Origin of the sequence: Vibrio sp. La 4.2.2, assembly GCF_027586995.1 — a bacterium.
GTDB classification, from domain to species: Bacteria; Pseudomonadota; Gammaproteobacteria; order Enterobacterales; family Vibrionaceae; genus Vibrio; species Vibrio mediterranei.
On the sequence record NZ_JAPPTJ010000003.1, the window covers coordinates 222,476 to 245,277 of the forward strand.

A 22,802-nucleotide genomic window follows, 5' to 3' on the forward strand; every position below is an offset into this window, starting at 1 on the left:
ATCGAATTATTGAAAAGCGTTTAACCAAGAAAGACCTTCTTCAGTGGTCGTCTTCGGTTTGTATTCACAGCCCACCCAACCTTGGTAGCCCATTGCGTCAAGTTCTCTCAATACAAAGTCATAATTGATTTCACCGGTACCTGGCTCATGACGCCCCGGGTTGTCAGCCAGTTGAATGTGAGAAATTTGCGATAAGTTATTGGTGATGGTCGGAATTAAGTCGCCTTCCATAATTTGCATGTGATAGATGTCGTATTGAACCGATAGGTTCGCACTACCGACTTCTTCAATAATGGATTTCGCTTGTTCTGTGGTGTTCAAGAAGAAGCCTGGAATATCACGTGTATTAATCGCTTCAATCACCAACTTGATGCCTGCCGCTTCCAGTTGCTGAGCAGCATAACGAAGGTTGATTACGAACGTTGTTCTCGCGTCTTGCTCAGTCACACTTGCCGGAACAATGCCTGCCAAGCAGTTGATTTGCTTACAGCCCAAAGTCTGGGCGTAGCTTATCGCTTGGCTCACCCCTTGTTGGAACTCTTCGATGCGACTTGGGTCGACCGCAATACCACGATCTCCCGCATTCCAGTCACCAGCAGGAAGGTTAAACAAAACCTGCTCTAGATTATTGTCATCCAACACCGACTTAATAGTTTCTGCTGTGAAATCGTAAGGAAACAGATACTCTACTCCGTGAAACCCTGCATTAGCCGCTTTTTCAAATCGACTCAGAAAGTCAACTTCATTAAACAGCATCGATAGGTTAGCTGCGAATTTTGGCATAATTTTCTCCTTAAGACTGTGAGTTTGACGAATCTAGTGACGACAGTGCAGTTGGTGCATCCGTTGCATTTTCAGCTAGTGGTTCAAATTCATTGATAGCGTTGATTTCGACACCCATTGAGATGTTAGTGACACGCTCTAGAATTATTTCAACCACAACAGGGACCTTGTGTTTCGCCATCAGCTCTCTTGCCTGAACGAACGCATCTTGGATGTCTTCTGGCTGTGTTACACGAATCGCTTTACAGCCTAACCCTTCCACCACTTTCACATGGTCAACACCATACCCTTCAAGTTCTGGAGAGTTCTGATTGTCGAACGCAAGCTGCACGCAATAATCGATGTCAAACTGACGTTGTGCCTGACGAATTAGGCCAAGATACGAGTTGTTAACGACTACGTGGATATACGGAAGATTAAACTGCGCACCCACAGCTAACTCTTCAATCATAAATTGGAAGTCATAGTCACCTGATATTGCGACAACATCACGGTTTGGATCCGCGGCTTTCACACCCAGCGCAGCGGGAGCAGTCCAGCCTAAAGGACCCGCTTGGCCACAGTTAATCCAATGGCGTGGCTTGTATACATGAAGGAACTGAGCCGCCGCGATTTGCGATAGACCAATCGTGCTGACGTAACAAGTCTCACGACCAAATGCTTTGTTCATCTCTTCATAAACACGCATTGGTTTAATTGGCGTTTCCGTGAAGTGCGTTTTACGCAACATACTGGATTTGCGCTGCTGGCATTCACCAACCCAAGACGCACGATTAGGTAAAGTACCTTTTGATGAACGTTCGCGAGCAACATCGACTAATAGCTCCAATGCAGATTTGGCATCCGACACAATACCAAGATCCGGGCAGAATACGCGTCCAATTTGAGTCGGCTCAATGTCTACGTGGACAAACTTGCGGCCTTCGGTATACACATCCAATGAACCGGTGTGACGGTTAGCAAAGCGGTTACCAATTCCGAATACAAAATCAGAGTTCAAAAGCGTTTCGTTACCATAGCGGTGTGCTGTCTGAAGACCCACCATACCTGCCATCAACTCGTGATCATCAGGGATAGTACCCCAGCCCATCAGCGTTGGAATCACTGGCACACCAGTCAGTTCCGCAAACTGTTGTAGCAATTCTGATGCGCCTGCGTTGATAACACCGCCACCTGAAACAATGACCGGTTTTTCGGCAGCACACAGCATATCGAGTGCTTTTTCTGCCTGCTCGCGAGTTGCGGTTGGTTTGTATGCCGCAAGTGGCTCGTAGGTATCGATATCAAATTCGATTTCAGCTAGCTGTACGTCTAGTGGCAAATCGATAAGAACCGGGCCAGGCCTACCTGAACGCATTAAATGAAATGCTTTTTGAAATGCGCGTGGCACTTGAGCGGGTTCCAGTACTGTGGTCGCCCACTTCGTTACTGGTTTGGCAATAGATTCTATATCTACCGCCTGAAAATCTTCTTTATGCAGTCTTGCTCGAGGGGCTTGCCCAGTAATACATAGAATCGGAATCGAGTCCGCCGACGCAGAATAGAGTCCCGTGATCATATCCGTTCCAGCGGGTCCCGATGTACCAATACAAACACCAATATTACCTTGGTTAGTTCGTGTGTAGCCTTCTGCCATGTGTGATGCGCCTTCAACGTGGCGGGCTAACACATGGTCAATACCACCTAGGTGTTTCATCGCCGCATACATGGGGTTGATTGCTGCGCCCGGAACACCAAACGCAATGTCTACTCCCTCTTTCTTTAGTACGGCTACAGCTGCTTCAATTGCCTTCATTTTCGCCATTCTAATATCCCTCTCAGATTGTATACAATTCAAATCTATATTGTGTACTATGAACCATATCCAGAGAATCGCAACCCCAAAATCAACATTTTTGCAACATAGAGTTAAAGCACTAAGTAACCACTTACGCCGTAGTTCCTAACAGATAATGTTTTATATAAAATATCTTTACGTAAAAATATTTTCAGAAAAATTCGATGATAAATTAATGTTAAATACCCTTTGATCATTTGTTTGTTTTCCAATATAAGTAAATACACGGATACAGTTTTGTATACAAAATAAGAAAGTATTGTTTAAAGGAGACGAACAATGGCACTTAATGAAGTTATGGACGCAGCACAAGCAGATTGTCTTAAGGTAATTGGAGATACCCAGTCCACAGCTTATCAAGCGATCCTAAATTCCGACGCCCTAACCTTCCTAGAGACGTTAGTGGCGCACTTTGGCAGTCGACGCACTCAACTGCTACAAGACCGTGAAACCAAACAAGCCGCCTTTGATGCGGGCGAGCTGCCAGATTTTCGCAAGGACACCAAATCAATAAGAGATGACAAGAGTTGGAAGGTTAGCCCGCCGCCAGCTCCGCTATTAGATCGTCGCGTTGAAATTACAGGTCCTGTTGATAGAAAGATGGTCATTAATGCACTGAACTCCGGCGCAAAAGTATTTATGTGTTGCTTTGAGGATGCTTCCTCCCCGACCTGGCAAAACATGGTAGAGGGACAGATCAACTTACGCGACGCCAACCTTGGAACCATCAGTTATTACGACGACACCAAAGACAAGCAATACTCATTGAATAGTGATCCAGCACTATTAATTGCTCGACCTCGCGGACTTCATTTACCAGAAAAATCTATTCAATATCAGGGCCAGCCGATTGGCGGGTGCTTAATGGATTTTGCGTTGTATTTCTTCCACAACTATCAGTCTCGTGCAGACAAAGGCTTAGGTGTTTATTACTACATTCCAAAGTTGGAAAGCATGGAAGAAGCGAAATGGTGGGATGACGTATTTGCCTTTACTGAACGCTACTTCGGGGTACCAACAGGAACAATTCGAGCGACCGTGCTTATCGAAACACTACCTGCTGTATTCCAAATGGAAGAGATGTTGTATGCAATGAAGGACCACATTGTGGCCATGAACTGTGGTCGATGGGACTATATATTCAGCTACATTAAGACGTTGAAGAACCACAAAGACCGAATTTTACCAGACCGACACGGCATCGGTATGGACCAAGAGTTCCTAAACGCCTACAGCCAATTACTGGTTAAAACCTGTCATGCACGAGGTGCACTTGCGATGGGCGGGATGTCTGCCTTCATTCCGGCAAAAGATCCTGAAGAAATGGAACGTGTAACAGCGAAAGTCATTGAAGATAAAAAACGCGAGTCGAATAACGGTCACGACGGCACGTGGGTCGCGCACCCTGCATTGGTTGATCTTGCGATGTCGGTGTTTGACGAGCAGCTTCAGGGGAAAACAAATCAACTTGATTATGTTAGTCCATCGGAAGACATTACTGCCGAGACGCTATTAAAACCTTGCGAAGGTACGCGTGATGAAGCGGGTGTGCGCAAGAATATTCGTATTGCTCTCTACTACATTGAAGCATGGATACAGGGGCACGGTTGCGTACCAATTTATGGACTGATGGAGGATGCCGCAACGGCTGAGATCTCTCGTGCCAACATTTGGCAGTGGATCCACCACGGTGTCACTCTGGATGATGGCCAAGTATTTACATCATCACTCTTTCACACTTGGCTCTACCAAGAGCTAAAAACGATTAAACAGGAAGTTGGCGATGCACGTTATGCTGCAGGACGCTTTGATGAAACAGCTGACCTTTTTTATGAGCTTTCTACAGCAAAACAGTTCGCTAACTTCCTGACCCTTCCAAGCTATTCGTTACTTTAACCAAACTGTTGGCAAAGTACGCCTAAATCCTGCTGACTTAATCCGAATAAGTGCTTAAGGCAGCAGGTACGAATAGCGCAAGCTATGAGACGAGGAGATAACATGGGAAGTTTAACTCTACAACAAGCACTGACCATTATTGATGGCACATTTGAAGCTGGACTGTCTGACGACTGTGCGCCTTTGACTGTTGCCGTTCTTGATAATGGAGGAAAACTGATTTCTTTGCAGCGACAAGATGGGTCTAGCATGATGCGACCTGACATTGCAATTGCCAAAGCATGGGGCGCATTGGCGCTAGGTTGTTCCTCCCGAAAACTAGCGCAAGACGCTGATTCTCGTCCTGCATTTATCTCCGCGGTTAACGTACTTGCCCACGGTAACATGGTTCCCGTTCCGGGCGGACTGCTTATTCGAGACGAAGAGAAAAACGTGATTGGCGCTATTGGCGTGAGTGGCGATCTCTCTGATATTGATGAGCGCTGCGCTATTCAAGGGATTAACTGTGCCAACTTATACAGCGATGAGGTAGCCGCTTAACGTATAAGGCCCTAACGAATTAGGGCCTTAATGCTTATTCATATTGGCTTAACCAAGTTTTAAACAACTGATTTGCCTGTTTTTTCTGAGAAGCCGAAAGAGATTTCACCAGTCCATCTTGCACTTCGACGTGTTCTTCGATCATTTTATCAATCAGCACTAAGCCATCTTGAGTCAATTGCACCGTAACGCTTCGACGGTCCGCCTTGCTGTGCTCTCTCGAAATTAATCCTTTGGACTCCAACTTATCCAATCTATTGGTCATCGCTCCTGACGTAAGCATCATCGTGTTAATTAGCTCTGACGGCGTTAAACGATAAGGCTTACCACTACGTCGCAAGGTTGCCAAGACATCAAATTCACCAAGTTTTAAGCCGTATTTTTTATGTAAATCCGCCACTTTGGTTTCCATATATTTGGCAATGCGCATTAGCCGCCCCATCATGGCCATAGGTTCTGTGTCCAGCTCAGGCTTCTGTTTTGCCCACTGCTCTACTACGCGATCAATCGCATCCATGTCTTATTCATCCACTGGTTAATCATCAAGAAAAATTAGTTTAACATAAAGATACTTTACAGGCAGCCAATTTGTCGTTAGAGTGTGCGCAAATATCTTAACGTAAAGATAAATTAAATGAACATACTTTTGGCAATGATCCCCGCCTTTTTCTGGGGTACAACTTATGCCGTAACCAAATTTACGCTACCAGACTGGCCGCCGATTTTGTTAGGGGCTCTGCGAGCGCTACCAGCAGGTTTATTATTACTGTTGGTTAAGCCGACTTTACCTAAAAAAGGTGAATGGCAAGTATTACTAACGCTTGGTCTTATCAACATCGCCACCTTCTTTGGTTTGATATTTGTGATGGCGCAAACCTTGCCGTCTGCCATTTCAGGCGTAGGTATGGTTTCGGTGCCTGTTTTCGCAATGTTATATCAATGGCTGGTAAAAAAACACCGTCCGAGCTGGTCACAAGCATTGAGTGGTCTAGCACTGGTATCACTGGCATTTTTCTTGTTTTCGCCAGGTTCGATCAGCCTTAACCCAATAGGTTTAGGCGCAATGCTTGCAGCGATTATGTGTATTGTCGCGGGTAGTAGTATCACTAAGTCATTGGGCACTAGAATTCACTGGTGGACAATATTAACTTGGCAGCTAATCTTAGGCGGCGCAATCTTAGCGATTGCTTCTGGCTTTCACGCCGCAATTGCACCGGAAACTTATGTCTCGGTCATCGAGAACTTTGATGGTCGAAACCTGTTTGGTTTAAGTTGGGTCGTTGGTCTCAATACCGCACTAAGTTACGGCATGTACGTATGGCTGTTACAGCGGATGACAGTGGTAGATTTCACTTTCGGTGGTATCGCAAACCCAATAGCAGGCATTGTTTGTGGCCTAATGCTACTTGGTGAGTCGTTCACGCATACTCAATACATTCTGATGATGGGTATGATAATAACCTCACTGATTCCACAAATGATCATGGCGATAAAACAGCATCGTGTGACGCGACTAGCCAACCGATAATTACAAGATACCGTTTTCCCAAAAGCGTTTAATACAATGCTCGGCACCTTCTACCGAGCATTGTTGTTTCCGAGGCTAACACTTTACAAACATAGTCAGAACCGTACTATAGGCGGCTGTTTTTACCAAAAGAGAATCCTTGTGAAACGATTAGTACTGTATGTCTCAGACAAATGCCCTCACTGTAAAGATGCTCAGCGTTATTTGGACAGCAAGGGTTATAAATACCGCCTGACCAATGCAAAGATGCAGCGTGGTCGCAAAGAGTTAGATGCGATTGGAGCTCGTTCTCTTCCTGTACTGAAAATTGGTGACCAATATATGGTTGGTTGGAACCCGAAGAATTTCGAACGTATGTACAAAAGCAATTAATCCTTCATTTCCTATACTGCTTCTGTCAATGTCGAGAGGCAGTATAGTATGAACAATTGGTGGACATTTTTAATTGGATTCGTTACCGCTTTCAGCCATGCGGACAGTTTAGAAATCTTGGATGAAGCGAGGATCATTAATCAACGACTGTATTTAGTTCATATTGGCAGTCAGCCTTCGCCGATACACACTTGTTTCGCCACCCAAATTGCCAACCAAACGTTAATCACACCGGCTCATTGTATCTACGATTATACCTCTCGCAGTTTCTACCCACTTAGAGATATTCGGCTAACCGCGCTATTTGGCCAAGATGAACGTTATGACTTTGCTCACGCGACTTCAGTAAAGACCGATCACCAGAACGTCGAAAAGATGACGGCGCGAGATGACTGGGCCATTCTTGAAGTGGGTTCTCAGTTAGGCTGTCATCAGGATATCGCCGCTCTTGTCGACACCTCTACCGTTCAATGGGAGAACGAGCCGATTCAATTGTTGGTTTATGATCAAGCTCGTGCAGCACTTGCCATTGAAACCTGTTTTGTTGACTCATCTAATCTGAGCGACATGACCATAAGTCAATGCAGTGATATGACTCAGGTGTTTTCTGGCACACCTATTTACGTCCAAATAGGTGTGAATATGGCTTTGATTGGTATGGTCACCAATAAACAACAAGACATAAACCATTCTGTTTATTCCGCAACGTCTATCGGGCAAGTGCTCACTCGGCTACCTACTTCGAGTACTTGCATCAAAGATGCTTCTTAACAAAGTCTATAAAAGTCCTATCAGCGCGCGATAAGTACCCATCTTTACGCCAAGCTAGAGCAAGGTCGACGAATACTGGCGGCTCAAACGACAACCCCTTAAGTTCTGGTTCATGCCCTGTGACCAACTCCAATAATGCCGTAATAGCAAACTCACGCTTTACTATAGATAAAATCATTGGGAGAAGATTAGTTTCAAACGAGAACTTCGCTTCGATATTACGGCGTTCACACTCCTCATCAATAAAGTCGCGGTGGAAATATCCGGGTTTAAACATCACCAGTTCTTCATCGAAAAACTCGTCAAAATCTAATGATTGTTTATTTGCAAATGGGTGGTTTTGACTGACTACCGCGACCATTTCAGAGCGAAAGATCTGGTCGACTTCTAGATCACCGGGCACGTCCGTATTGCGAATAACACCGAGGTCAATATCTCCATGGAGTAACATCTTTCTGATGTCTTGTGTCCCTGCCTCAATAACCGTCATTTTGAGATTGGGATAGGCACTCTTAAATGCCATGACTATTTCTGGAAAAAAATAGGACCCCATCATACTTGGTGTCCCCAAACGAACTTCGCCCTTTAATAACCCTTTCATCTCATCAATGGCTAGGCTGGCATCATCAATTTGCCGCAGAACCTTCTGAGCATGAGGCAGTAATACTCGACCTTCCTGTGTCAACATAACTTGTTTATCGACGCGAGAAAAAAGCTGTACACCGAGCTGCTGCTCAAACTTCTTGATAGAAATGCTCAGTGCAGGCTGAGCAATGGCCACCGCTTGGGCTGCTCGGGTAAAGTTTTGGTGTTCTGCGACGGCAAGAAAGTGCTTAAGTTGTTTAATATCCATATTAATAAAATATATCGAAGTTATAGCTTTAATATATTTCATCAATCCATATTTGAGTGCTAACTTGGTCACATAAACATCGTTTAGTTATAGAGAATCAGGTTGTGATAGAGCTGCATACGAAACAATACCAACAGATAACTTGGGCATTAGCCCTCGGCTCCTTTTTGGTGTTTTGTAATCTATATATCTTCCAACCAATCCTACCGCAGCTTGCTATACACTTTTCAGTCTCAGAAACTGAAATAAACTGGGTGTTCGCTGCTTCTACGCTAGGGCTGTCGGTATGTCTAGTACCTTGGGCTATTACTTCGGAGAGCTTAGGCCGACGGTTCGTTATGCTCGCAGGTTTATTTGCGATTCCTGTTATCGGTTATTTGATGTTGTTAACCGATAACTTATCGACACTCGTGTTTCTGCGAGCTTGTATGGGAGTATCCTTAGCAGCATTTGCCTCAGTAGCCGTCGCCTATATGGTAGAGGAATTATCCAGTGAAGCCTTTACTCGAGCTATCGGCGGCTATATCGCTGCCAACTCACTAGGTGGTATTGCAGGGCGTGTTGCTGGCGGTATACTCACAGGCTACTTTGATTGGCATACCGCGGTGCTAATTATCTCCAGCTTTACATTAGTTTGCGTCATCATTGTCGCCTTGCTATTGCCGAAGCAGCAACATTTCAAACCGACGCGTGGCCTTTTCTTTCACCACAACCGAGCCCTGTTAACTCATCTTTCTACACCGATAGTTTGGGTTGCAATGATTATCGGCGGTATTAATTTTGCACTCTTTGTCAATTTATACTCTGTTATGGGGTTTAGATTGGTGGCGGATCCGCACTATCTACCAGTCACGTTATCTGCGTTGATCTTCCTTTGCTACTTAGCGGGGACGGTTTCTTCCAAATGGACTGGCAAATGGCGCGCTCACTTCTCGCCAATTCTTGGAATGGCGCTAGGCACGACACTCAGCTTACTCGGTATGCTAGTCGCAATAATAGAGAGCATTCCTGCTATGTTGGTCGGGCTACTTCTCATCAGCGGCGGCGCGTTTTTTACTCATACATTGGCATACGCATGGGTAAGTCAGAAAGCGACTACCGCCAAAGCAACGGCTACCGCACTTTATCTTGTGCATTATTACGTAGGCGGAAGTATTGGTGGTTTCTTCTTACTATATTGCTGGCAACACGGTAAATGGACTTCTGTGGTTGAAGGTGGATTAGTCTTATACCTTGTCCTGTTTGCATTATGTTGGAAACTTTCCAAGCTAGATCGAGCAGAGCAAACTACGGCACTTGTCGCAGACTCTCGTTAAATCCTCTCCTAAACTTTCCTTTACCGTTGGGCACATACTAACCAACGGTAATCAATATTAATGTAAGTAACAAATAACGTTAATAACTTTTCTCGTTACAAACCTTAACTAATTGTTTAAGGTTTATTTACTTTGTGGCTATCCAACAACTCACAGAGTTATTAACGAACTACACCGTTAATATTAATGCTAACATTCTACACGAATCCGTGTATTAGCCCTCTAACAAACTTCCATGAAAAAATTGTTAGAGGGTTCTTTTTAAAATATGAAATCACAAGATCGCCCAATTGAAGGTCATGTATAACAAGGACTATTAAAACCATTAGCCAAATAAGTTAAAAATCGTTTAATAATATAATCAAAATAACAGTAAAAATAGTTAATTAATCAACAAACCATGTCAGCCTATATAATCAAAATTAACATAAAACGAAGATTTTATGAGAGGTAAACAATGGGACGCGCTACAGCACAACGCAAACCTTTCCAAATTCTTACCAACCCTGATATAGAGAACTTATTGGGTGAGAACGCCCCACCTCTCTTCCCCGACGGGACACTATTCATAAACCGAAAAGTGAGCAAAGTGTATTGGTGTGTCGTATCTAACGGTGATTTGATGTCATTTGGAGGGCATGTTGGACGAAGTAAAAAAGCCTCGTCGCATAAGCTGCTGACAAGGCTAAGCGGGGATTTTATCGGTGGTTGGTTCTTGTGTCATGACATTAAGGTCATCTATACCGGGAATATCTCTCAACACCAATCTATCACTGAAGTAATTAAACATCGCAAGGTCTTTCGCAAAAGGCAAATTCCCGTAATGGAACCGACGATAAGAACCTTGAAAGATGTTAGATGTGCAAAAGATCTATGAGCATCAATAATGAAGAAACCAAACATGACCAATAACAATATTCAAGTATTCTCTTTTTTCTCGTTATGTTTAGTTAACAATTGGCTAATGCGAGATCTGCTATCTTATTTTTCTCTCAAAAGAACATCTAGGTATTAGTTATGAACACACTAACAATAAATGAACTATATGACCGTTTGAAAGAAAAGAAAGTCGAATCTGTCTGTTCTCAATGTGGCTCTGAATATTGGCGAACACCAAAGATCAATAGTCGCTATTCCAATATTTCGGCTCTACCAGATACTATCTATACGGTGACGATGGGCAACATTGAATATGTACATCTCTGTTGCGATAAATGCGGTTTCACTCGTTTTTTCTCAAAAGCGCTACTTTTTAGTCAGTAGCGGCATAAGAAGATGGATAAAGAAACGCTCGCTCTCATCCTACTTTTATTTTCTGCCTGCGCTGTCGCAACGACAACGTATTACTTGCTCAATGCTTGTTGATATGGCGCGTATAGTTAAGTTTTTAGACCACCCGCTCACAAAGACCCTACTCAAGGTCTGCACTACTGACTGTGTTGAGCGTCTGGCCATTGCGATGATGTGGCTCTGCTTTCTTCTTTTGATAGCTCCAGCGTTTCTCACTCTCATGGAATTGCTCACTTAAGGATTTTTTGTTTTTAAGCGATTACAACTGTCAATCAAACAAAGACAAACAAGGAGGAAGTACCTATGAAAAAACTGATATTTCTAGCGCTATCACTAGCTGCTCCGCTAGCCTTCGCTTACACAGTCAAGTACGACTATGAGTTTAAGAATGGTGATCATCGTATTTGCCATTACGATGACAACGGTCGTGACTACGTCGTTGAAGTCCCACTGACGAAGTCTTGTCCTGCGGAGGTAGAAAGAAAATCCGATTAACGATAAAAGCCATCTTATACAAGATGGCTTTCTACTTTGTTGACTCAAAGAAATACTTCGAATTCTATGCTGTAAGTGTTAATTACGCTCTTTGGTGACATCTAGGTGTAAGCCCAATTGGTTAGCCATACTAAGTTCGTTTCGTTCAACAATCTCTTCGATTATTTTGCCTTCATTATTGAAGCGGAAATAGGTAAGGCTAGTCCATGTCACATCTTTTCCTGACACATCAAAACCCATCCACGTGTTTGAATTTTCAGCCTTATGCGTTAACGCCACGACTACTTCGCCCTCAGTCTCGATGACTCTTTGAAACGTTGTTTTCACACTTTCGTACCGTTCAGTAACACAAGATTTGAGCTTAGCTTCAAACTCTTCAAGCCCTCGTAATGTTGTTCCGCAATCCGGTCTATGGATCAAAGCATCAGCCGCAAAATATTCGCCCACACGCTCTGTTGCCTTTCCATCAACACAAAATTCAAAATAGTCTTTAATTGTTTGAACTTGTTTACTTGTCATCTTTATTCTCCTTTTACTTTACCTTTGTTTTTATTGTTATTTTATTGGCATCAGTAGATTTGAATAGACTTTAAAAGGTGGATAGGATGTCAACAATTAGTACACAATAAGAAGAACCATGAATCTACTTACACTTATGCGCTCGTTTATCAGTACCGTTGAAGAAGGCAGCTTCACTGGTGCTTCAAAGCAATTAGGCGTATCCAAATCTCTGGTTAGCCGCAACATTCGAGATCTAGAGAATCATCTAGGTACGCGGTTAATGAATCGTTCAACGAAAACACTGTCTTTAACTGATGCAGGTAAACACTACTACCTTGAGTCAAATATTTTAGTGACTAAGTTGGATACGCTGAACGACAGCATTAAGCACGATAGCGTTGCAATGTCGGGTACGTTGAACGTTCTCGCACCGAATGGTCTTACCGAGATCATGTTAATGCCATTCATCTGCGAATTTTGTACTAGGTATCCAGAAGTTAAAGTTAACCTACTCCTTGATGACGGAGTAAACGATATCTCTTCGCAAGGCTATGACGTCGCCATCCGCTCGGGTAACTTAGTCAAACAAGACCTAGATCTTGTTGCTACGAAACTCACTGAAAACCAATGCATTGTCTGTGCGTCACCACAATATTTGCAAAATCATGAGCCGATTCTACATCCAACAGACTTATTGTCTCATCGGGTAGTTGAAGACCCAAATCTTAAAAACTATTCTCTATGGCGTTTTCGCAAGGGCATAGAAGAACACGACATTGAGGTTTCGCCTTCGATTTCGGTCAATAGTGTTCAAGCCATTAAAGTGGCGCTGCTCAACCACTTTGGTGTCGCTATGCTCCCAAGACAATTGGCTAAAAAAGAAATCATTGATGGTAAACTCATCGAAGTGCTCAGCCACTACCAATTACAAAACCGGGCAGTGTACGCACTCTATCGAGAACGAGTTAATACACCTCGAAAAGTCAGAACGTTTATTGAGGAACTTAGAGCTTTCTTGATGCTTTGACTATTATTGACTGTGACCCAAAAGAGTTTCAAATTAGCCTCAACTGCATTAGCATGTGGCTAACTGACGCTTTAATCCAATGGGTTCGAGTATCATTTCACTTCAGCTGATGGATTTTTGGTGCCTCAGCTTAAGCAACTGAATAGCAACAATGCGTTGATTACAAAAATATATGAAAGAAATTAGACCCTTACGTGAAGAAGTAGTAAAGATCGAGCAGCAAGTTCAACAGTGGTTGAAAGATGTGGTTATTGGTTTAAACCTTTGCCCTTTTGCCGCTAAACCAGAAAGAAACAAGCAAATCAAAACTTTTGTTAGTCTGGCCAATAATGAAGAAGGTCTTTTAGAAGATATTCTGGGTGAACTGATGTTATTGGAACAAACCGAAGTGAGTGATCTCGAGACCACGTTGGTTGTAGTTCCGAACATGCTTGAAGACTTTATGGACTATAACTTCTTTATTGATTGGGTCGAAGCGCTTATCAAACAAAATGATTGGGAAGGTATTTACCAAGTCGCGACATTCCACCCAGATTACTGCTTTGGTGGTGCAGAGCCAGAAGACCCAGAAAATCTGACCAATCGTTCTCCCTACCCTATCTTCCACCTTATTCGAGAAGAAAGTATGGAGCGAGTGCTAAAGCACTACCCGAATCCGGAAGCGATCCCAGATAATAATATTGATCGCGTCAGCGCTCTAAATGAATCGGAAAGAAAACAATTGTTCCCATATCTATTTGGTCACTGATCAAATTCAAGCTCTGCTCAAGTCAACCTTACATTGCGATTTTAGTCGTATCGAAACCGTTAACTCAGTGGTAGTTTCACCTTAATTGATTTGATGAGACTACCACCATGAAACCTTGGATTAAATTTATCCCTTTGATTCTGCTTGTCACCTATTTTGTGACCTACGACATCATGGATCAAATGGGACATGACAACGCAGCCCAAACTACGGCTCAAATAGAGTCAACGAAGTGATTAGTCTGCCCACTATGCTGTTAGTTTAGTGGGCGAACTTTTCCACGTATAAATGCCATACAATTCTGACAAGTCTTTGCTTTGTAGTATTCATGCCTACTGATACACTACAGCCATCCTTAAGACTCTATTCATTCAGCATTTTAATATGAGTTTATCTCTAACTATCTACAATACTGTTGGAGAAACAGGCATCGAACTTGCCACTTTTTCTAACGCTTGCTCCGATAGCATTCTCGCCCAATGGAATGCCATATCAACAGCAAACCAAGTCACGCCTCACTACCTCGTGCTTTTAGATGGCAAAGATCATGTGAATAGTAAGTTTATTAATCAAAAAGAGGTGTATCAGTTACTAGAACTATGGGGCAATTTCGATGACTTTTATACTGAACTGCCAACTGACAGATGACACTTCCAACACAAACTTGTGTCTAGTTAACGCCCATTTTACTGCGCTATTGAGTACAAGATGTTAAAAGGCCACCTCGAAAGGTGGCCTTTAAGTACGACGACTCGGGACCCTAATTCCGAAACGACGTTTTCCAAAAAGTACGTGTACTTTCTGAAACTGTAGACCAACCCGTTCTCGTATACATGACACCGATTGGTCGAAATTCACAGCTTGTTTTGGGGATCGAAATAATTCTAATAACAATCATGATCTTATTCAATCTTACAGTGATTAGATCGTGAACAAAGTGTACACACAAATTAGCAATAGTGATAATTCAATCACACTTATATCTACAATACGCATATATCGCATTGCTAGCGAAAAGCTATGGTGTTTGATAGGATCGTAAAACCTATACCAAAAGACAGAAATCGATGAAATTAACCAAACTTACCCAAGAGATTTTCGATCACCTTTATCGTGATATCACTGAGTTCCGTACTACATTTGACCTACCAGTAAATGACTCTAATTCTCTAGATGATGCAGCGGATACTTTGCATAGCTCTCTTGCTATCGAAGAAATGACTGAGTTGGCCGAAGCTGACAGCAAAGTCGAACAAGCGGACGCGATCATCGATTCTGTTTATGTCTTAATGGGTCGCTTAGTGCACCTTGGCGACAGCAAAGTAGAAGATAACGTGGCTATCAGTTACCTTATTGAGCTTCTACTGCATGTAGCAGCCAACCGCGACATCGACTTCATCAAATGCTGGGATGAAATCCACTCTAGTAACATGAGCAAAGTATGCCGTAACGAGCAAGAGTATGCGGAAACTGAAGCGCACTACGCGAAGCAAGGCATTGCCCTAATGGCCGTTCAAAAAGGCGAATACATCATCGCAAAATGTGCTGAAGATTTCGTTTCTGAAGCAAAAACAATTCGTAAAGGCAAAGTACTTAAATCCGTCTATTACCGCCCAGCAGATCTAACGCCTTTGGTATAGACCGAGCGACTTGCTTTAAAATGGCTATCCTTGTGATAGCCATTTTTGTTTCCCTTAGAATCATTCACCCCTTCGCTTTATTTCTACCTATCAAAACTGCAAGTTATGATTGAGCATCTATGCACATAACGAGATGAGCGTACAATGCCAGCCATTCGATACCAAGGCAAAAAACCTAATGCAAGTTTATAAAAACTGGCGCTAGTTTAATACCTTATTGCTATCGAATAACTCTTGTCGGCGCTCTCCCAAGCGTCACAGCTATACGCAGACTGATTGAGGCATCTTTGCCTTCTTGAGGTCAACACAGCATTGGTCACGGCATGTAAGTAATTACACGATTACTCACTGCGATTAGGTATCGTCCCAGATATCTGGTTGTGACTACAAAATCCCAAAAATGAACGCTCGGCGACAGCCGAAACAAAAAGAACTTAGGTTCTAAACGACAAATTCGTACTTGCGCTCGCGCGAAACGAAGTTGGCTTTTTACAATTTGATAATTAGGACAGAACTCATTTATATGGCAGTTTTTAGTAAAGAAGAGTGGTTTAGTAACATCAGCAACGATCTCTTAGCAGGTATTGTCGTTGCCCTAGCATTGATTCCAGAGGCTATTGCCTTTTCGATTATTGCAGGATTAGATCCTAAAGTAGGCTTGTATGCCTCGTTTAGTATCTGTGTCGTCATTGCTTTTACTGGCGCAAGACCTGGCATGGTCTCAGCGGCTACTGGAGCCATGGCTTTATTGATGACCTCTTTGGTTAAAAACCACGGATTGGATTACCTTTTGGCAGCAACCCTGTTAACCGGAGTGATTCAATATGTGATCGGTTGGCTTAAACTGGGCAATCTGATGCGATTTATCGCCAAATCGATCATTACTGGGTTTATCAATGCGCTAGCCATTTTGATCTTCATGGCACAATTGCCTGAGTTGACCGATGTGACATGGCACGTGTACGCACTAACACTAGCAGGATTAGGCATCATTTATTTGCTTCCTTTAATCCCTAAAATTGGTAAGGTTTTACCCTCTCCTTTGGTGTGTATTGTCGCGATTACCCTAATCAGTACCTACCTGGGTTTTGACGTCAGAACCGTTGGTGATATGGGTGAACTGCCTAATACTTTACCAGTGTTCCTTTTACCTGATATTCCATTCAATTTAGAAACGCTGCAAATCATCTTCCCTTATTCACTTGCCTTAGCAGTTGTTGGCGTGTTGGAGTCACTAATGACGGCGACCATCATTGATGACTACACCGATTCAACCAGTGATAAGAACAAAGAGTGCAAAGGTCAAGGTGTTGCTAATATTGTTGCAGGATTACTGGGCGGCATGGCTGGTTGTGCCATGATTGGTCAGTCTATGGTTAACATGAAATCAGGAGGAAGAACTCGACTGTCCACCTTATTTGCCGGCGTAGCATTGCTGGTAATGGTAGTTTTTCTTGGCGACTTCTTAAAGCAAATCCCAATGGCTGCACTTGTCGCTGTGATGATTATGGTTTCCATCTCCACCTTCTCTTGGAAATCGCTGGTCGAGATAAAACATCACCCACTCCAATCCAATGTCATCATGCTAGCAACGGTGGTATCCGTGGTTATGACACATAATCTCGCCATCGGCGTGCTAGTTGGCGTACTTTTGGCGTCCGTATTTTACGCCAATGCCAGTATCTCTATCATGGATGTGGTCGACGAAGTTATTGTTGATGGAGAGCATGTTACTCATAAGGTTCATGGGCAGATTTTCTTTGCATCAGCCTACGACTTCGTTGATATGTTTATCTATGACAATGAGCACCCTGTGGTCACAATCGATTTATCAGATGCTCACTTTTGGGATATTACCGCGGTTGATGCCTTAGATAGAGTGGTATTACGTTTTTCCAAACTTGGTAATCAAGTTGAAGTCATCGGGATGAATCCTCAAACCGAAGCTCTGGTCAAAAAATACGGTAAATATGACAACCCTAACTTCTTAACTATGACATTCGGTCACTAATCACCATTGGGAGAACCAACAATGAGCTTACGTTATGACGAAGAACTCGCTACCTATTTTGGTGATGAAGATATGAAGTTAGATCGGCTTTTGTATCTACTGGAGCAAACGCGGAGATATGAATCAAGATTATATTGGATGAAATTGAAAGTGATGATTTTTGGGATCGCAATTCCATCCATTTTATCTGTTATTGCGATTTTCGTGGCTCTCAACCACTAATGTTAATTCTTCAGTTCAATCATTAAGCTAAGCATAGGTTAGCTGTACAAAGCTAACCTATTACGACGATGAGGCTGTTCGCCCAAATGCGCTGATCATTCTATTAACGGCATCATTAATCTTCAAAAATAAGATAGGCTCTGCCGTTATGTTCGAGCTTTTGCACATTGGTCCTGTAAACCGAGTTGATGTTCTCAACTGTCAGAACATGCTGGCTACTCCCTACCGCTTCGAGTACACCATTGCTTAATAGCACAACATTGTCCGCCCTTCTCAAAGTCACGTTAAGATCGTGATTCGCCACAACGACGGTTGTACCCTGTCCAGTGACAAGCTCTATAAGTCTATGGAGGTATTTTTCCTGGCCAATATCAAGTGGAGCCGCTGGCTCGTCCAGAATTAGATATTTGGCTAATGGGTTGATGGGTTTCCAAACTTGAAGACAACAAGCCGCTAACCGCACTCGCTGCCACTCCCCACCAGATAAATGATGGACGGTACGACTCAACATGGTATCCAGATTAAGCAGTTCGACAATAGATAGAATGGCTTGATTTACCTCTTCGCTGTCATCTCTGCAATTTGCAGGAATGGATAACGAAAGAAACTGGTAAACAGGCATATTGAACGCTGGGCGAGCGGATTGACTGAGATACGCTCGCGTTAATGCAATATCTGGAAGAGATAAGGTCGACAGTGCCGTACCTTCAATAACAATGTCACCTTGATAGTCAATCACACCAGCTAAAGCTGCTAGTAAGGTGCTTTTGCCACTACCGTTCGGACCAATAACATGCGTTAGTTGTCCCGTTGGGATATCGATCGTCAATGGCAGTAACCTAGTGCCAATAGTTAGGTTATGAACTTGAATCATGACTCTTCACCAGCATCCAAATAAAGATCGGCGCTCCTATTGTCGTGGTCATCACTCCAACGGGTAGCTCAGCAGAATCCAATACTAGTCGCGCAAGTATGTCAGAGATCACCAACAATGTTGCTCCCGTTACCGCAGACAATGGCAACAGATAACGGTTTTCAGTACCGAAAGCCAAGCGAAGTAGATGCGGGACAACTAATCCAACGAAGCTAATCACACCACCTAAAGCAACCGAGCCACCTACCAACAGCGATACACAAAGGATAAGTTGCCAACGGACGCGGTTTACATCCACACCCAATTGCTTAGCGTGAACTTCTCCTACCATCAACTTATCCAAAACCTTACCTTGAAGGCATAGCCAGATGCCTATTGGAATCATTAACACCGTGAGAACATGCTGATACCAACTTACGCCACCGACGCTTCCCATCAACCAGTACATTAACTGGCGAAGACTAAGCTCGTCACTGAAGTAGAACGCCCAAGTCACCACAGCGCTAGATAGTATTCCCAGCGCGACCCCCACTAACAGCAGTCGAGTTGTTGTCAATCTCATGGTTTTGGCCATACTCACCAATATCAAGGTGAAGCCAAGTGCCCCAACCACCCCGGATAACATAAAACCCAGTGGCGTCGCAGCCGCGGGAAAAGCAAACAAAATGATCACCATTCCCAAACTGGCACCGCCTGAAATACCCAGGACACCAGGTTCTGCGAGTACATTACCTAACAACACTTGCAGCGAAGCACCAGAGAGCGCGAGCGCGGCTCCAATCGCAGCGGCAGCAAGCAGTCTTGGTAAACGCAAATCATAGAGAAGACGAGACTCAAGTGCGGTCTGAGGTGAGAACGGATTAATAAAAAGCTCTCCAACCGATAGGTGGAGTAACGCGAAAATAACTAAGACGCCAGTCATCGCAATAATCAATTTGCGCCAGCGTCTTTGGTTTTGATTCAGTAACTGATTGAATTCCATTTGAGAAGCATAACAGCGGCGATGCAGAACGCCACTGTTTTTCGATCAATCGTAGACCAGTTGGTCATCCTCATAGCGGGTTGCCACTTTAACCACCATCAAGGCAGCGCGTTGCCCAACCACCACTTTGCGGTTCGGAAAAACAATGGCTTCATGATCGTTCTTTGCCATTAATGGTTTATCACCGTCATGGCCAAAGACTTCACCGTGTTTAAACTCTGTGAAATTCTCGACATCATCGTCAAACAAGAAGCCAAAATCATCATGGTGACGAACCACAGTGCGTGACACACGATAAATGACTGGCTGCTTCGCTAAATGCTCTGGTGTTTCTTCAGACAACAGATCTCGAGTAGCAATATCAAACGCAAGCAGTTTTTCCAGATCGTTTTCGCCAATTCGCGCTACACGCCCAAGCTCCATTGTTAACGCTTGTGCGCCATAATTCTCGGCGGAGAACCAACTAAACGTACTCGACGGCGCATTAGATAACAGCACCGCATCCATATGCGCGCTCGCAACGTAATCAAACAGAGCCTTGCTTCTTACCGCATGTCGTGCACGAGGGCTAACGACAAAAGAATAGTGTTTTGATTCACGAATCGCACAGTGCAAATCCAAATGCCAGCGACTTGCCTCTTCTGTTCCTTGATAAAACTTGTCGACTAACAATCTCAAGTGCTTAGCAATCGCCACCTCACGGTTTACGGCGTGCTCTTTACTACCGAATAATCGATTTAGATTCTCATCAATAAAACGCGTATGTCGGTTGGTAGCCTCTGGATGAGCAATGATAAACAGACAACGAGCATTCAGCTTTAAAAAGCCCGATTCTATGTCTTCCACCATTTTGCTGACCAGTTCCATCGGTGCTGTTTCGTCACCGTGAATGCCACATGAAATTATGATGTGTTTACTGTCTTTATCTAGATGTTTTGGGGTAACTTCTAGTACCCCACGATAACTCAGTTCCATTTTCACTCCATCTGGAGTGTTCAGCGATTTTGCAGTGAACTCAGTTTCGGTTTCCAATGTATCTTTCAGAAATGACTGGCGAAAAAGCGATTTCGTCATGCGCTGCTCCCTATCTAACAGCGGTATGGTAATGAAACATTCAATAAATTTATACGGATATGATCGCGTTTATCGAAGTAAGTCTCGTAACTTTAAGGCAAAACACCTATTTTACCGAAAAATCAATGTTGAGCACTACGCATGTGGTGACATAACTACCCTATCACCACAGACGTTTCAGGCTTTCTTAACTTTCTAGGCTATCAAGCAAAGATTCAAATTCATCCACTTTCAACGCCAACTTAGCCATTCCTTCATTCCAAAATGAGGCTTGAGTTAGGTCTTTACCCATGTGCTTCAACACCACCTCTTCAGCTAAATAAGATCCTGTATCTCGTAACAAGGAAACATAGTCAGGGAAGAATTCCTCTCCTTTGGTTGTACGCTGTGCATAAACACCCTGGCTAAATAGATAACCAAATAAATATGGATAGTTGTAGAAACTCAGTTCAGAGATGCTGAAATGCAGCTTGCTCGCCCAGAAATATGGATCGGTTCCTGACATGGAATCACCATACCAATCACTCCATGTTGTCGACATAAGTTCGCATAGCTGTTTGGCGTCCAACTCACTTGTTTCTCGGGCTTCATAGAAGGCTTTTTCAAACTCATAGCGCACTGGAATATTTATCGTCAGAGCGTAGGCAGAAGATAACTCCTCCCACAGCATTTCTAGCTTCTCTTCCGTGGTTTGCGCTTGATCTAACAAGTAATCTCGAACGATATTTTCAGCAAAAATGGAGGCCGTTTCTGCCAAAGTCATCGGGTAATGAGTGCGACACAGAGGCAAGTCACGCATCACCCAGTTGTGAAAAGCATGTCCTAGCTCGTGGGCTAACGTTAGCAAATCCGAGCGGCTACCACCCCAAGTCATAAAGACCAATGGCGTGCGTGTCGCGGCAAGCTTGGTACAATACGCGCCTAAACGGCGGTTGTTTGACGGCTCCGCATCAATCCAACCATTATCAACCATGGTTTGAACAAACTCCGCCATGGATGGGTCGACCTGTTCAAATGCGGCTTTAATGACCGCGATGCCTTCTTCAAAAGAATAGACTTGTGCTTCGCCACTGTTTAATGGTGGCATCGCAGCGAGGTGGTTCCAAGGTGTCATCGCATCAAGTCCATGAACGCGAGCCATTAATCTTCCCGCTTTCTGACCTATTGCTTTACTCTCATTAGCAGCAGACATCATCGCATCCAGTGTTTCTCGTTGAATACGATTCTCGCGCAAGCTAGAGTCTAAGAAATGTTCTTGCTTCGCTTTTGAACGCTTTTTACCTTCATTGTGTCGCCAACCGGCTAAGGCATTCACGATGGCAGCAAACGACGTTTCATTGGCTTTCATGGCTGATTGAATGCCTTCCCAAGCAGCTTGCTGCTTAGCAAATTCACCACCATACAAGAGACTCGCCGCTGTTGAGAATCCTACGGTTTCAGAGCCGGAATCCGTTTTGATATCAATGGTCAGTGAGCCAGTAATATTATCGTATAACCTGCCCCATGCATCGCGTCCGTCCACTTGCATCGCTGAAAGCAGTTGCTCTTCCTCAATGCTCAGCTGAGTTTCGGCTTTGCGCTGCAATAACTCAATTTGAAAACCTTGCCCGGAGACTGAAGGATTATCATGATTTAAAACTTGTTCTATGAATGACACTTCCGCCAACGCTAGGGTATTTTCATACGGCGTAAACGCCTGCTCCAGCTCTGAGTTGAGCTGAGCAATACGTCCAATTAACTGTTTGGCTTGTGTATTTTGCGCATCTGTAGAGGCATAGCAATTTGCCAAGGTATTTACGGTCGCCAACAAAGTGCCAGCCGCCTCCATGGTTTGAATCGCATTTTGCATCGCTGACACGTTTTGACGTTCACCACTATGGCTATTCAACAATTCAATAGAACGTTGAATCAAAGCAATGTCTTGCTCTACTTTTGGATCATCAAGGTTTTGATAAGCTATTGATAGATCCCAAACGGCTTTGTTCATTGCGATATTTCCTTGTATTAGTGTTTCGCGAAACCTAAACATCATTGATTCCACG

General features: G+C 43.7%; 24 protein-coding genes. 15 read left to right on the top strand and 9 right to left on the bottom strand.

What is annotated here, in order from left to right:
- Window positions 1-6: 6 nt before the first annotated feature.
- Together hyi and gcl are read right to left on the bottom strand one after the other, a co-directional pair.
- Window positions 7-783 (bottom strand): hydroxypyruvate isomerase, encoded by a 777-nt coding sequence (hyi, locus tag OH456_RS07330; protein WP_038228368.1) that lies wholly within the window; start codon window positions 781-783, stop codon window positions 7-9.
- Between the two features lie 10 nt (window positions 784-793).
- Window positions 794-2,587, bottom strand: coding sequence for a glyoxylate carboligase (gene gcl, locus OH456_RS07335; protein ID WP_236109674.1), 1,794 nt, complete (start codon window positions 2,585-2,587; stop codon window positions 794-796).
- A 330-nt stretch (window positions 2,588-2,917) separates the two neighbouring features.
- Between gcl and aceB the strand changes: the two genes are divergently transcribed.
- Window positions 2,918-4,516, top strand: a complete 1,599-nt coding sequence (gene aceB / locus OH456_RS07340) for a malate synthase A (protein ID WP_412104872.1) — start codon at window positions 2,918-2,920, stop codon at window positions 4,514-4,516.
- Between the two features lie 102 nt (window positions 4,517-4,618).
- Window positions 4,619-5,056 carry a GlcG/HbpS family heme-binding protein gene (locus OH456_RS07345; RefSeq protein WP_006070593.1) on the top strand — a complete coding sequence of 146 codons (438 nt, stop codon included), beginning with the start codon at window positions 4,619-4,621 and terminating at the stop codon, window positions 5,054-5,056.
- Window positions 5,057-5,090: 34 nt separating this feature from the next.
- On the opposite strand, the gene OH456_RS07350 is transcribed toward OH456_RS07345, so the two are convergent.
- A complete protein-coding gene (locus tag OH456_RS07350; RefSeq protein ID WP_270033202.1) occupies window positions 5,091-5,573 on the bottom strand; it encodes a MarR family winged helix-turn-helix transcriptional regulator in 483 nt (160 codons plus the stop codon).
- Window positions 5,574-5,690: 117 nt separating this feature from the next.
- On the opposite strand from OH456_RS07350, the gene OH456_RS07355 reads away from it, so the two are divergent.
- From OH456_RS07355 to OH456_RS07365, 3 genes are all read left to right on the top strand, one after another.
- The gene (locus OH456_RS07355) at window positions 5,691-6,584 is read left to right on the top strand and encodes a DMT family transporter (RefSeq protein WP_088877153.1); all 894 of its coding nucleotides are present in this window, start codon (window positions 5,691-5,693) and stop codon (window positions 6,582-6,584) included.
- A gap of 141 nt (window positions 6,585-6,725) precedes the next feature.
- Entirely contained in the window at window positions 6,726-6,956 is a 231-nt protein-coding gene (locus tag OH456_RS07360) for a glutaredoxin family protein (RefSeq protein ID WP_006070589.1), read from the top strand.
- A gap of 48 nt (window positions 6,957-7,004) precedes the next feature.
- The gene (locus tag OH456_RS07365; protein ID WP_270033203.1) at window positions 7,005-7,727 is read left to right on the top strand and encodes a hypothetical protein; all 723 of its coding nucleotides are present in this window, start codon (window positions 7,005-7,007) and stop codon (window positions 7,725-7,727) included.
- On the opposite strand, the gene OH456_RS07370 is transcribed toward OH456_RS07365, so the two are convergent.
- A complete protein-coding gene (locus OH456_RS07370) occupies window positions 7,711-8,580 on the bottom strand; it encodes a LysR family transcriptional regulator (RefSeq protein ID WP_006070587.1) in 870 nt (289 codons plus the stop codon). The genes OH456_RS07365 and OH456_RS07370 overlap by 17 nt on opposite strands.
- Before the next feature lie 104 nt (window positions 8,581-8,684).
- Here OH456_RS07370 and OH456_RS07375 point away from each other — a divergent pair, with 104 nt between their 5' ends.
- The 4 genes from OH456_RS07375 to OH456_RS07390 all read left to right on the top strand — a co-directional run bounded on the left by OH456_RS07375 (window position 8,685) and on the right by OH456_RS07390 (window position 11,681).
- A complete protein-coding gene (locus OH456_RS07375; RefSeq protein WP_270033204.1) occupies window positions 8,685-9,896 on the top strand; it encodes an MFS transporter in 1,212 nt (403 codons plus the stop codon).
- 457 nt (window positions 9,897-10,353) lie between these two features.
- The gene (locus OH456_RS07380) at window positions 10,354-10,773 is read left to right on the top strand and encodes a hypothetical protein (RefSeq protein ID WP_006070585.1); all 420 of its coding nucleotides are present in this window, start codon (window positions 10,354-10,356) and stop codon (window positions 10,771-10,773) included.
- 140 nt (window positions 10,774-10,913) lie between these two features.
- Window positions 10,914-11,159 carry a hypothetical protein gene (locus OH456_RS07385; RefSeq protein ID WP_038222115.1) on the top strand — a complete coding sequence of 82 codons (246 nt, stop codon included), beginning with the start codon at window positions 10,914-10,916 and terminating at the stop codon, window positions 11,157-11,159.
- Between the two features lie 330 nt (window positions 11,160-11,489).
- On the top strand, window positions 11,490-11,681 hold the full coding sequence (locus tag OH456_RS07390; protein WP_270033205.1) for a hypothetical protein: 192 nt from the start codon (window positions 11,490-11,492) through the stop codon (window positions 11,679-11,681).
- Between the two features lie 78 nt (window positions 11,682-11,759).
- On the opposite strand, the gene OH456_RS07395 is transcribed toward OH456_RS07390, so the two are convergent.
- Complete coding sequence (locus OH456_RS07395) at window positions 11,760-12,200, bottom strand: ester cyclase (RefSeq protein WP_006070583.1); 441 nt, start codon at window positions 12,198-12,200, stop codon at window positions 11,760-11,762.
- Between the two features lie 118 nt (window positions 12,201-12,318).
- Between OH456_RS07395 and OH456_RS07400 the strand changes: the two genes are divergently transcribed.
- The 6 genes from OH456_RS07400 to OH456_RS07425 all read left to right on the top strand — a co-directional run bounded on the left by OH456_RS07400 (window position 12,319) and on the right by OH456_RS07425 (window position 17,830).
- A complete protein-coding gene (locus OH456_RS07400) occupies window positions 12,319-13,209 on the top strand; it encodes a LysR family transcriptional regulator (protein WP_198557705.1) in 891 nt (296 codons plus the stop codon).
- A gap of 172 nt (window positions 13,210-13,381) precedes the next feature.
- Window positions 13,382-13,957 (top strand): DUF1415 domain-containing protein, encoded by a 576-nt coding sequence (locus OH456_RS07405; RefSeq protein ID WP_006070581.1) that lies wholly within the window; start codon window positions 13,382-13,384, stop codon window positions 13,955-13,957.
- A gap of 384 nt (window positions 13,958-14,341) precedes the next feature.
- Window positions 14,342-14,605 (top strand): hypothetical protein, encoded by a 264-nt coding sequence (locus tag OH456_RS07410; RefSeq protein WP_006070579.1) that lies wholly within the window; start codon window positions 14,342-14,344, stop codon window positions 14,603-14,605.
- 419 nt (window positions 14,606-15,024) lie between these two features.
- Window positions 15,025-15,597, top strand: a complete 573-nt coding sequence (locus OH456_RS07415; protein ID WP_006070578.1) for a nucleoside triphosphate pyrophosphohydrolase family protein — start codon at window positions 15,025-15,027, stop codon at window positions 15,595-15,597.
- Between the two features lie 523 nt (window positions 15,598-16,120).
- Entirely contained in the window at window positions 16,121-17,608 is a 1,488-nt protein-coding gene (locus OH456_RS07420; RefSeq protein ID WP_270033206.1) for a SulP family inorganic anion transporter, read from the top strand.
- Between the two features lie 21 nt (window positions 17,609-17,629).
- Complete coding sequence (locus OH456_RS07425) at window positions 17,630-17,830, top strand: hypothetical protein (protein WP_006070576.1); 201 nt, start codon at window positions 17,630-17,632, stop codon at window positions 17,828-17,830.
- A gap of 115 nt (window positions 17,831-17,945) precedes the next feature.
- Here OH456_RS07425 and btuD read toward each other — a convergent pair whose 3' ends face one another.
- From btuD to OH456_RS07445, 4 genes are all read right to left on the bottom strand, one after another.
- Entirely contained in the window at window positions 17,946-18,704 is a 759-nt protein-coding gene (btuD, locus tag OH456_RS07430) for a vitamin B12 ABC transporter ATP-binding protein BtuD (RefSeq protein WP_270033207.1), read from the bottom strand.
- Complete coding sequence (btuC, locus tag OH456_RS07435) at window positions 18,688-19,686, bottom strand: vitamin B12 ABC transporter permease BtuC (protein ID WP_006070574.1); 999 nt, start codon at window positions 19,684-19,686, stop codon at window positions 18,688-18,690. The genes btuD and btuC overlap by 17 nt, the downstream gene beginning before the upstream one ends.
- A 45-nt stretch (window positions 19,687-19,731) precedes the next feature.
- A complete protein-coding gene (locus tag OH456_RS07440) occupies window positions 19,732-20,760 on the bottom strand; it encodes a succinylglutamate desuccinylase (RefSeq protein WP_038228341.1) in 1,029 nt (342 codons plus the stop codon).
- A 187-nt stretch (window positions 20,761-20,947) separates the two neighbouring features.
- Window positions 20,948-22,747, bottom strand: coding sequence for a M3 family oligoendopeptidase (locus OH456_RS07445; RefSeq protein ID WP_270033208.1), 1,800 nt, complete (start codon window positions 22,745-22,747; stop codon window positions 20,948-20,950).
- Between the last annotated feature and the right edge of the window lie 55 nt (window positions 22,748-22,802).

What these genes read in the sequence shown, in the direction of transcription:
- hyi (WP_038228368.1), bottom strand. Translation starts at nt 783, where the DNA reads ATGCCAAAATTCGCAGCTAACCTATCGATGCTGTTTAATGAAGTTGAC.
- gcl (WP_236109674.1), bottom strand. Translation starts at nt 2,587, where the DNA reads ATGGCGAAAATGAAGGCAATTGAAGCAGCTGTAGCCGTACTAAAGAAA.
- aceB (WP_412104872.1), top strand. Translation starts at nt 2,918, where the DNA reads ATGGACGCAGCACAAGCAGATTGTCTTAAGGTAATTGGAGATACCCAG.
- OH456_RS07345 (WP_006070593.1), top strand. Translation starts at nt 4,619, where the DNA reads ATGGGAAGTTTAACTCTACAACAAGCACTGACCATTATTGATGGCACA.
- OH456_RS07350 (WP_270033202.1), bottom strand. Translation starts at nt 5,573, where the DNA reads ATGGATGCGATTGATCGCGTAGTAGAGCAGTGGGCAAAACAGAAGCCT.
- OH456_RS07355 (WP_088877153.1), top strand. Translation starts at nt 5,691, where the DNA reads ATGAACATACTTTTGGCAATGATCCCCGCCTTTTTCTGGGGTACAACT.
- OH456_RS07365 (WP_270033203.1), top strand. Translation starts at nt 7,005, where the DNA reads ATGAACAATTGGTGGACATTTTTAATTGGATTCGTTACCGCTTTCAGC.
- OH456_RS07370 (WP_006070587.1), bottom strand. Translation starts at nt 8,580, where the DNA reads ATGGATATTAAACAACTTAAGCACTTTCTTGCCGTCGCAGAACACCAA.
- OH456_RS07380 (WP_006070585.1), top strand. Translation starts at nt 10,354, where the DNA reads ATGGGACGCGCTACAGCACAACGCAAACCTTTCCAAATTCTTACCAAC.
- OH456_RS07385 (WP_038222115.1), top strand. Translation starts at nt 10,914, where the DNA reads ATGAACACACTAACAATAAATGAACTATATGACCGTTTGAAAGAAAAG.
- OH456_RS07390 (WP_270033205.1), top strand. Translation starts at nt 11,490, where the DNA reads ATGAAAAAACTGATATTTCTAGCGCTATCACTAGCTGCTCCGCTAGCC.
- OH456_RS07395 (WP_006070583.1), bottom strand. Translation starts at nt 12,200, where the DNA reads ATGACAAGTAAACAAGTTCAAACAATTAAAGACTATTTTGAATTTTGT.
- OH456_RS07400 (WP_198557705.1), top strand. Translation starts at nt 12,319, where the DNA reads ATGAATCTACTTACACTTATGCGCTCGTTTATCAGTACCGTTGAAGAA.
- OH456_RS07405 (WP_006070581.1), top strand. Translation starts at nt 13,382, where the DNA reads ATGAAAGAAATTAGACCCTTACGTGAAGAAGTAGTAAAGATCGAGCAG.
- OH456_RS07410 (WP_006070579.1), top strand. Translation starts at nt 14,342, where the DNA reads ATGAGTTTATCTCTAACTATCTACAATACTGTTGGAGAAACAGGCATC.
- OH456_RS07415 (WP_006070578.1), top strand. Translation starts at nt 15,025, where the DNA reads ATGAAATTAACCAAACTTACCCAAGAGATTTTCGATCACCTTTATCGT.
- OH456_RS07420 (WP_270033206.1), top strand. Translation starts at nt 16,121, where the DNA reads ATGGCAGTTTTTAGTAAAGAAGAGTGGTTTAGTAACATCAGCAACGAT.
- OH456_RS07425 (WP_006070576.1), top strand. Translation starts at nt 17,630, where the DNA reads ATGAGCTTACGTTATGACGAAGAACTCGCTACCTATTTTGGTGATGAA.
- btuD (WP_270033207.1), bottom strand. Translation starts at nt 18,704, where the DNA reads ATGATTCAAGTTCATAACCTAACTATTGGCACTAGGTTACTGCCATTG.
- btuC (WP_006070574.1), bottom strand. Translation starts at nt 19,686, where the DNA reads ATGGAATTCAATCAGTTACTGAATCAAAACCAAAGACGCTGGCGCAAA.
- OH456_RS07440 (WP_038228341.1), bottom strand. Translation starts at nt 20,760, where the DNA reads ATGACGAAATCGCTTTTTCGCCAGTCATTTCTGAAAGATACATTGGAA.
- OH456_RS07445 (WP_270033208.1), bottom strand. Translation starts at nt 22,747, where the DNA reads ATGAACAAAGCCGTTTGGGATCTATCAATAGCTTATCAAAACCTTGAT.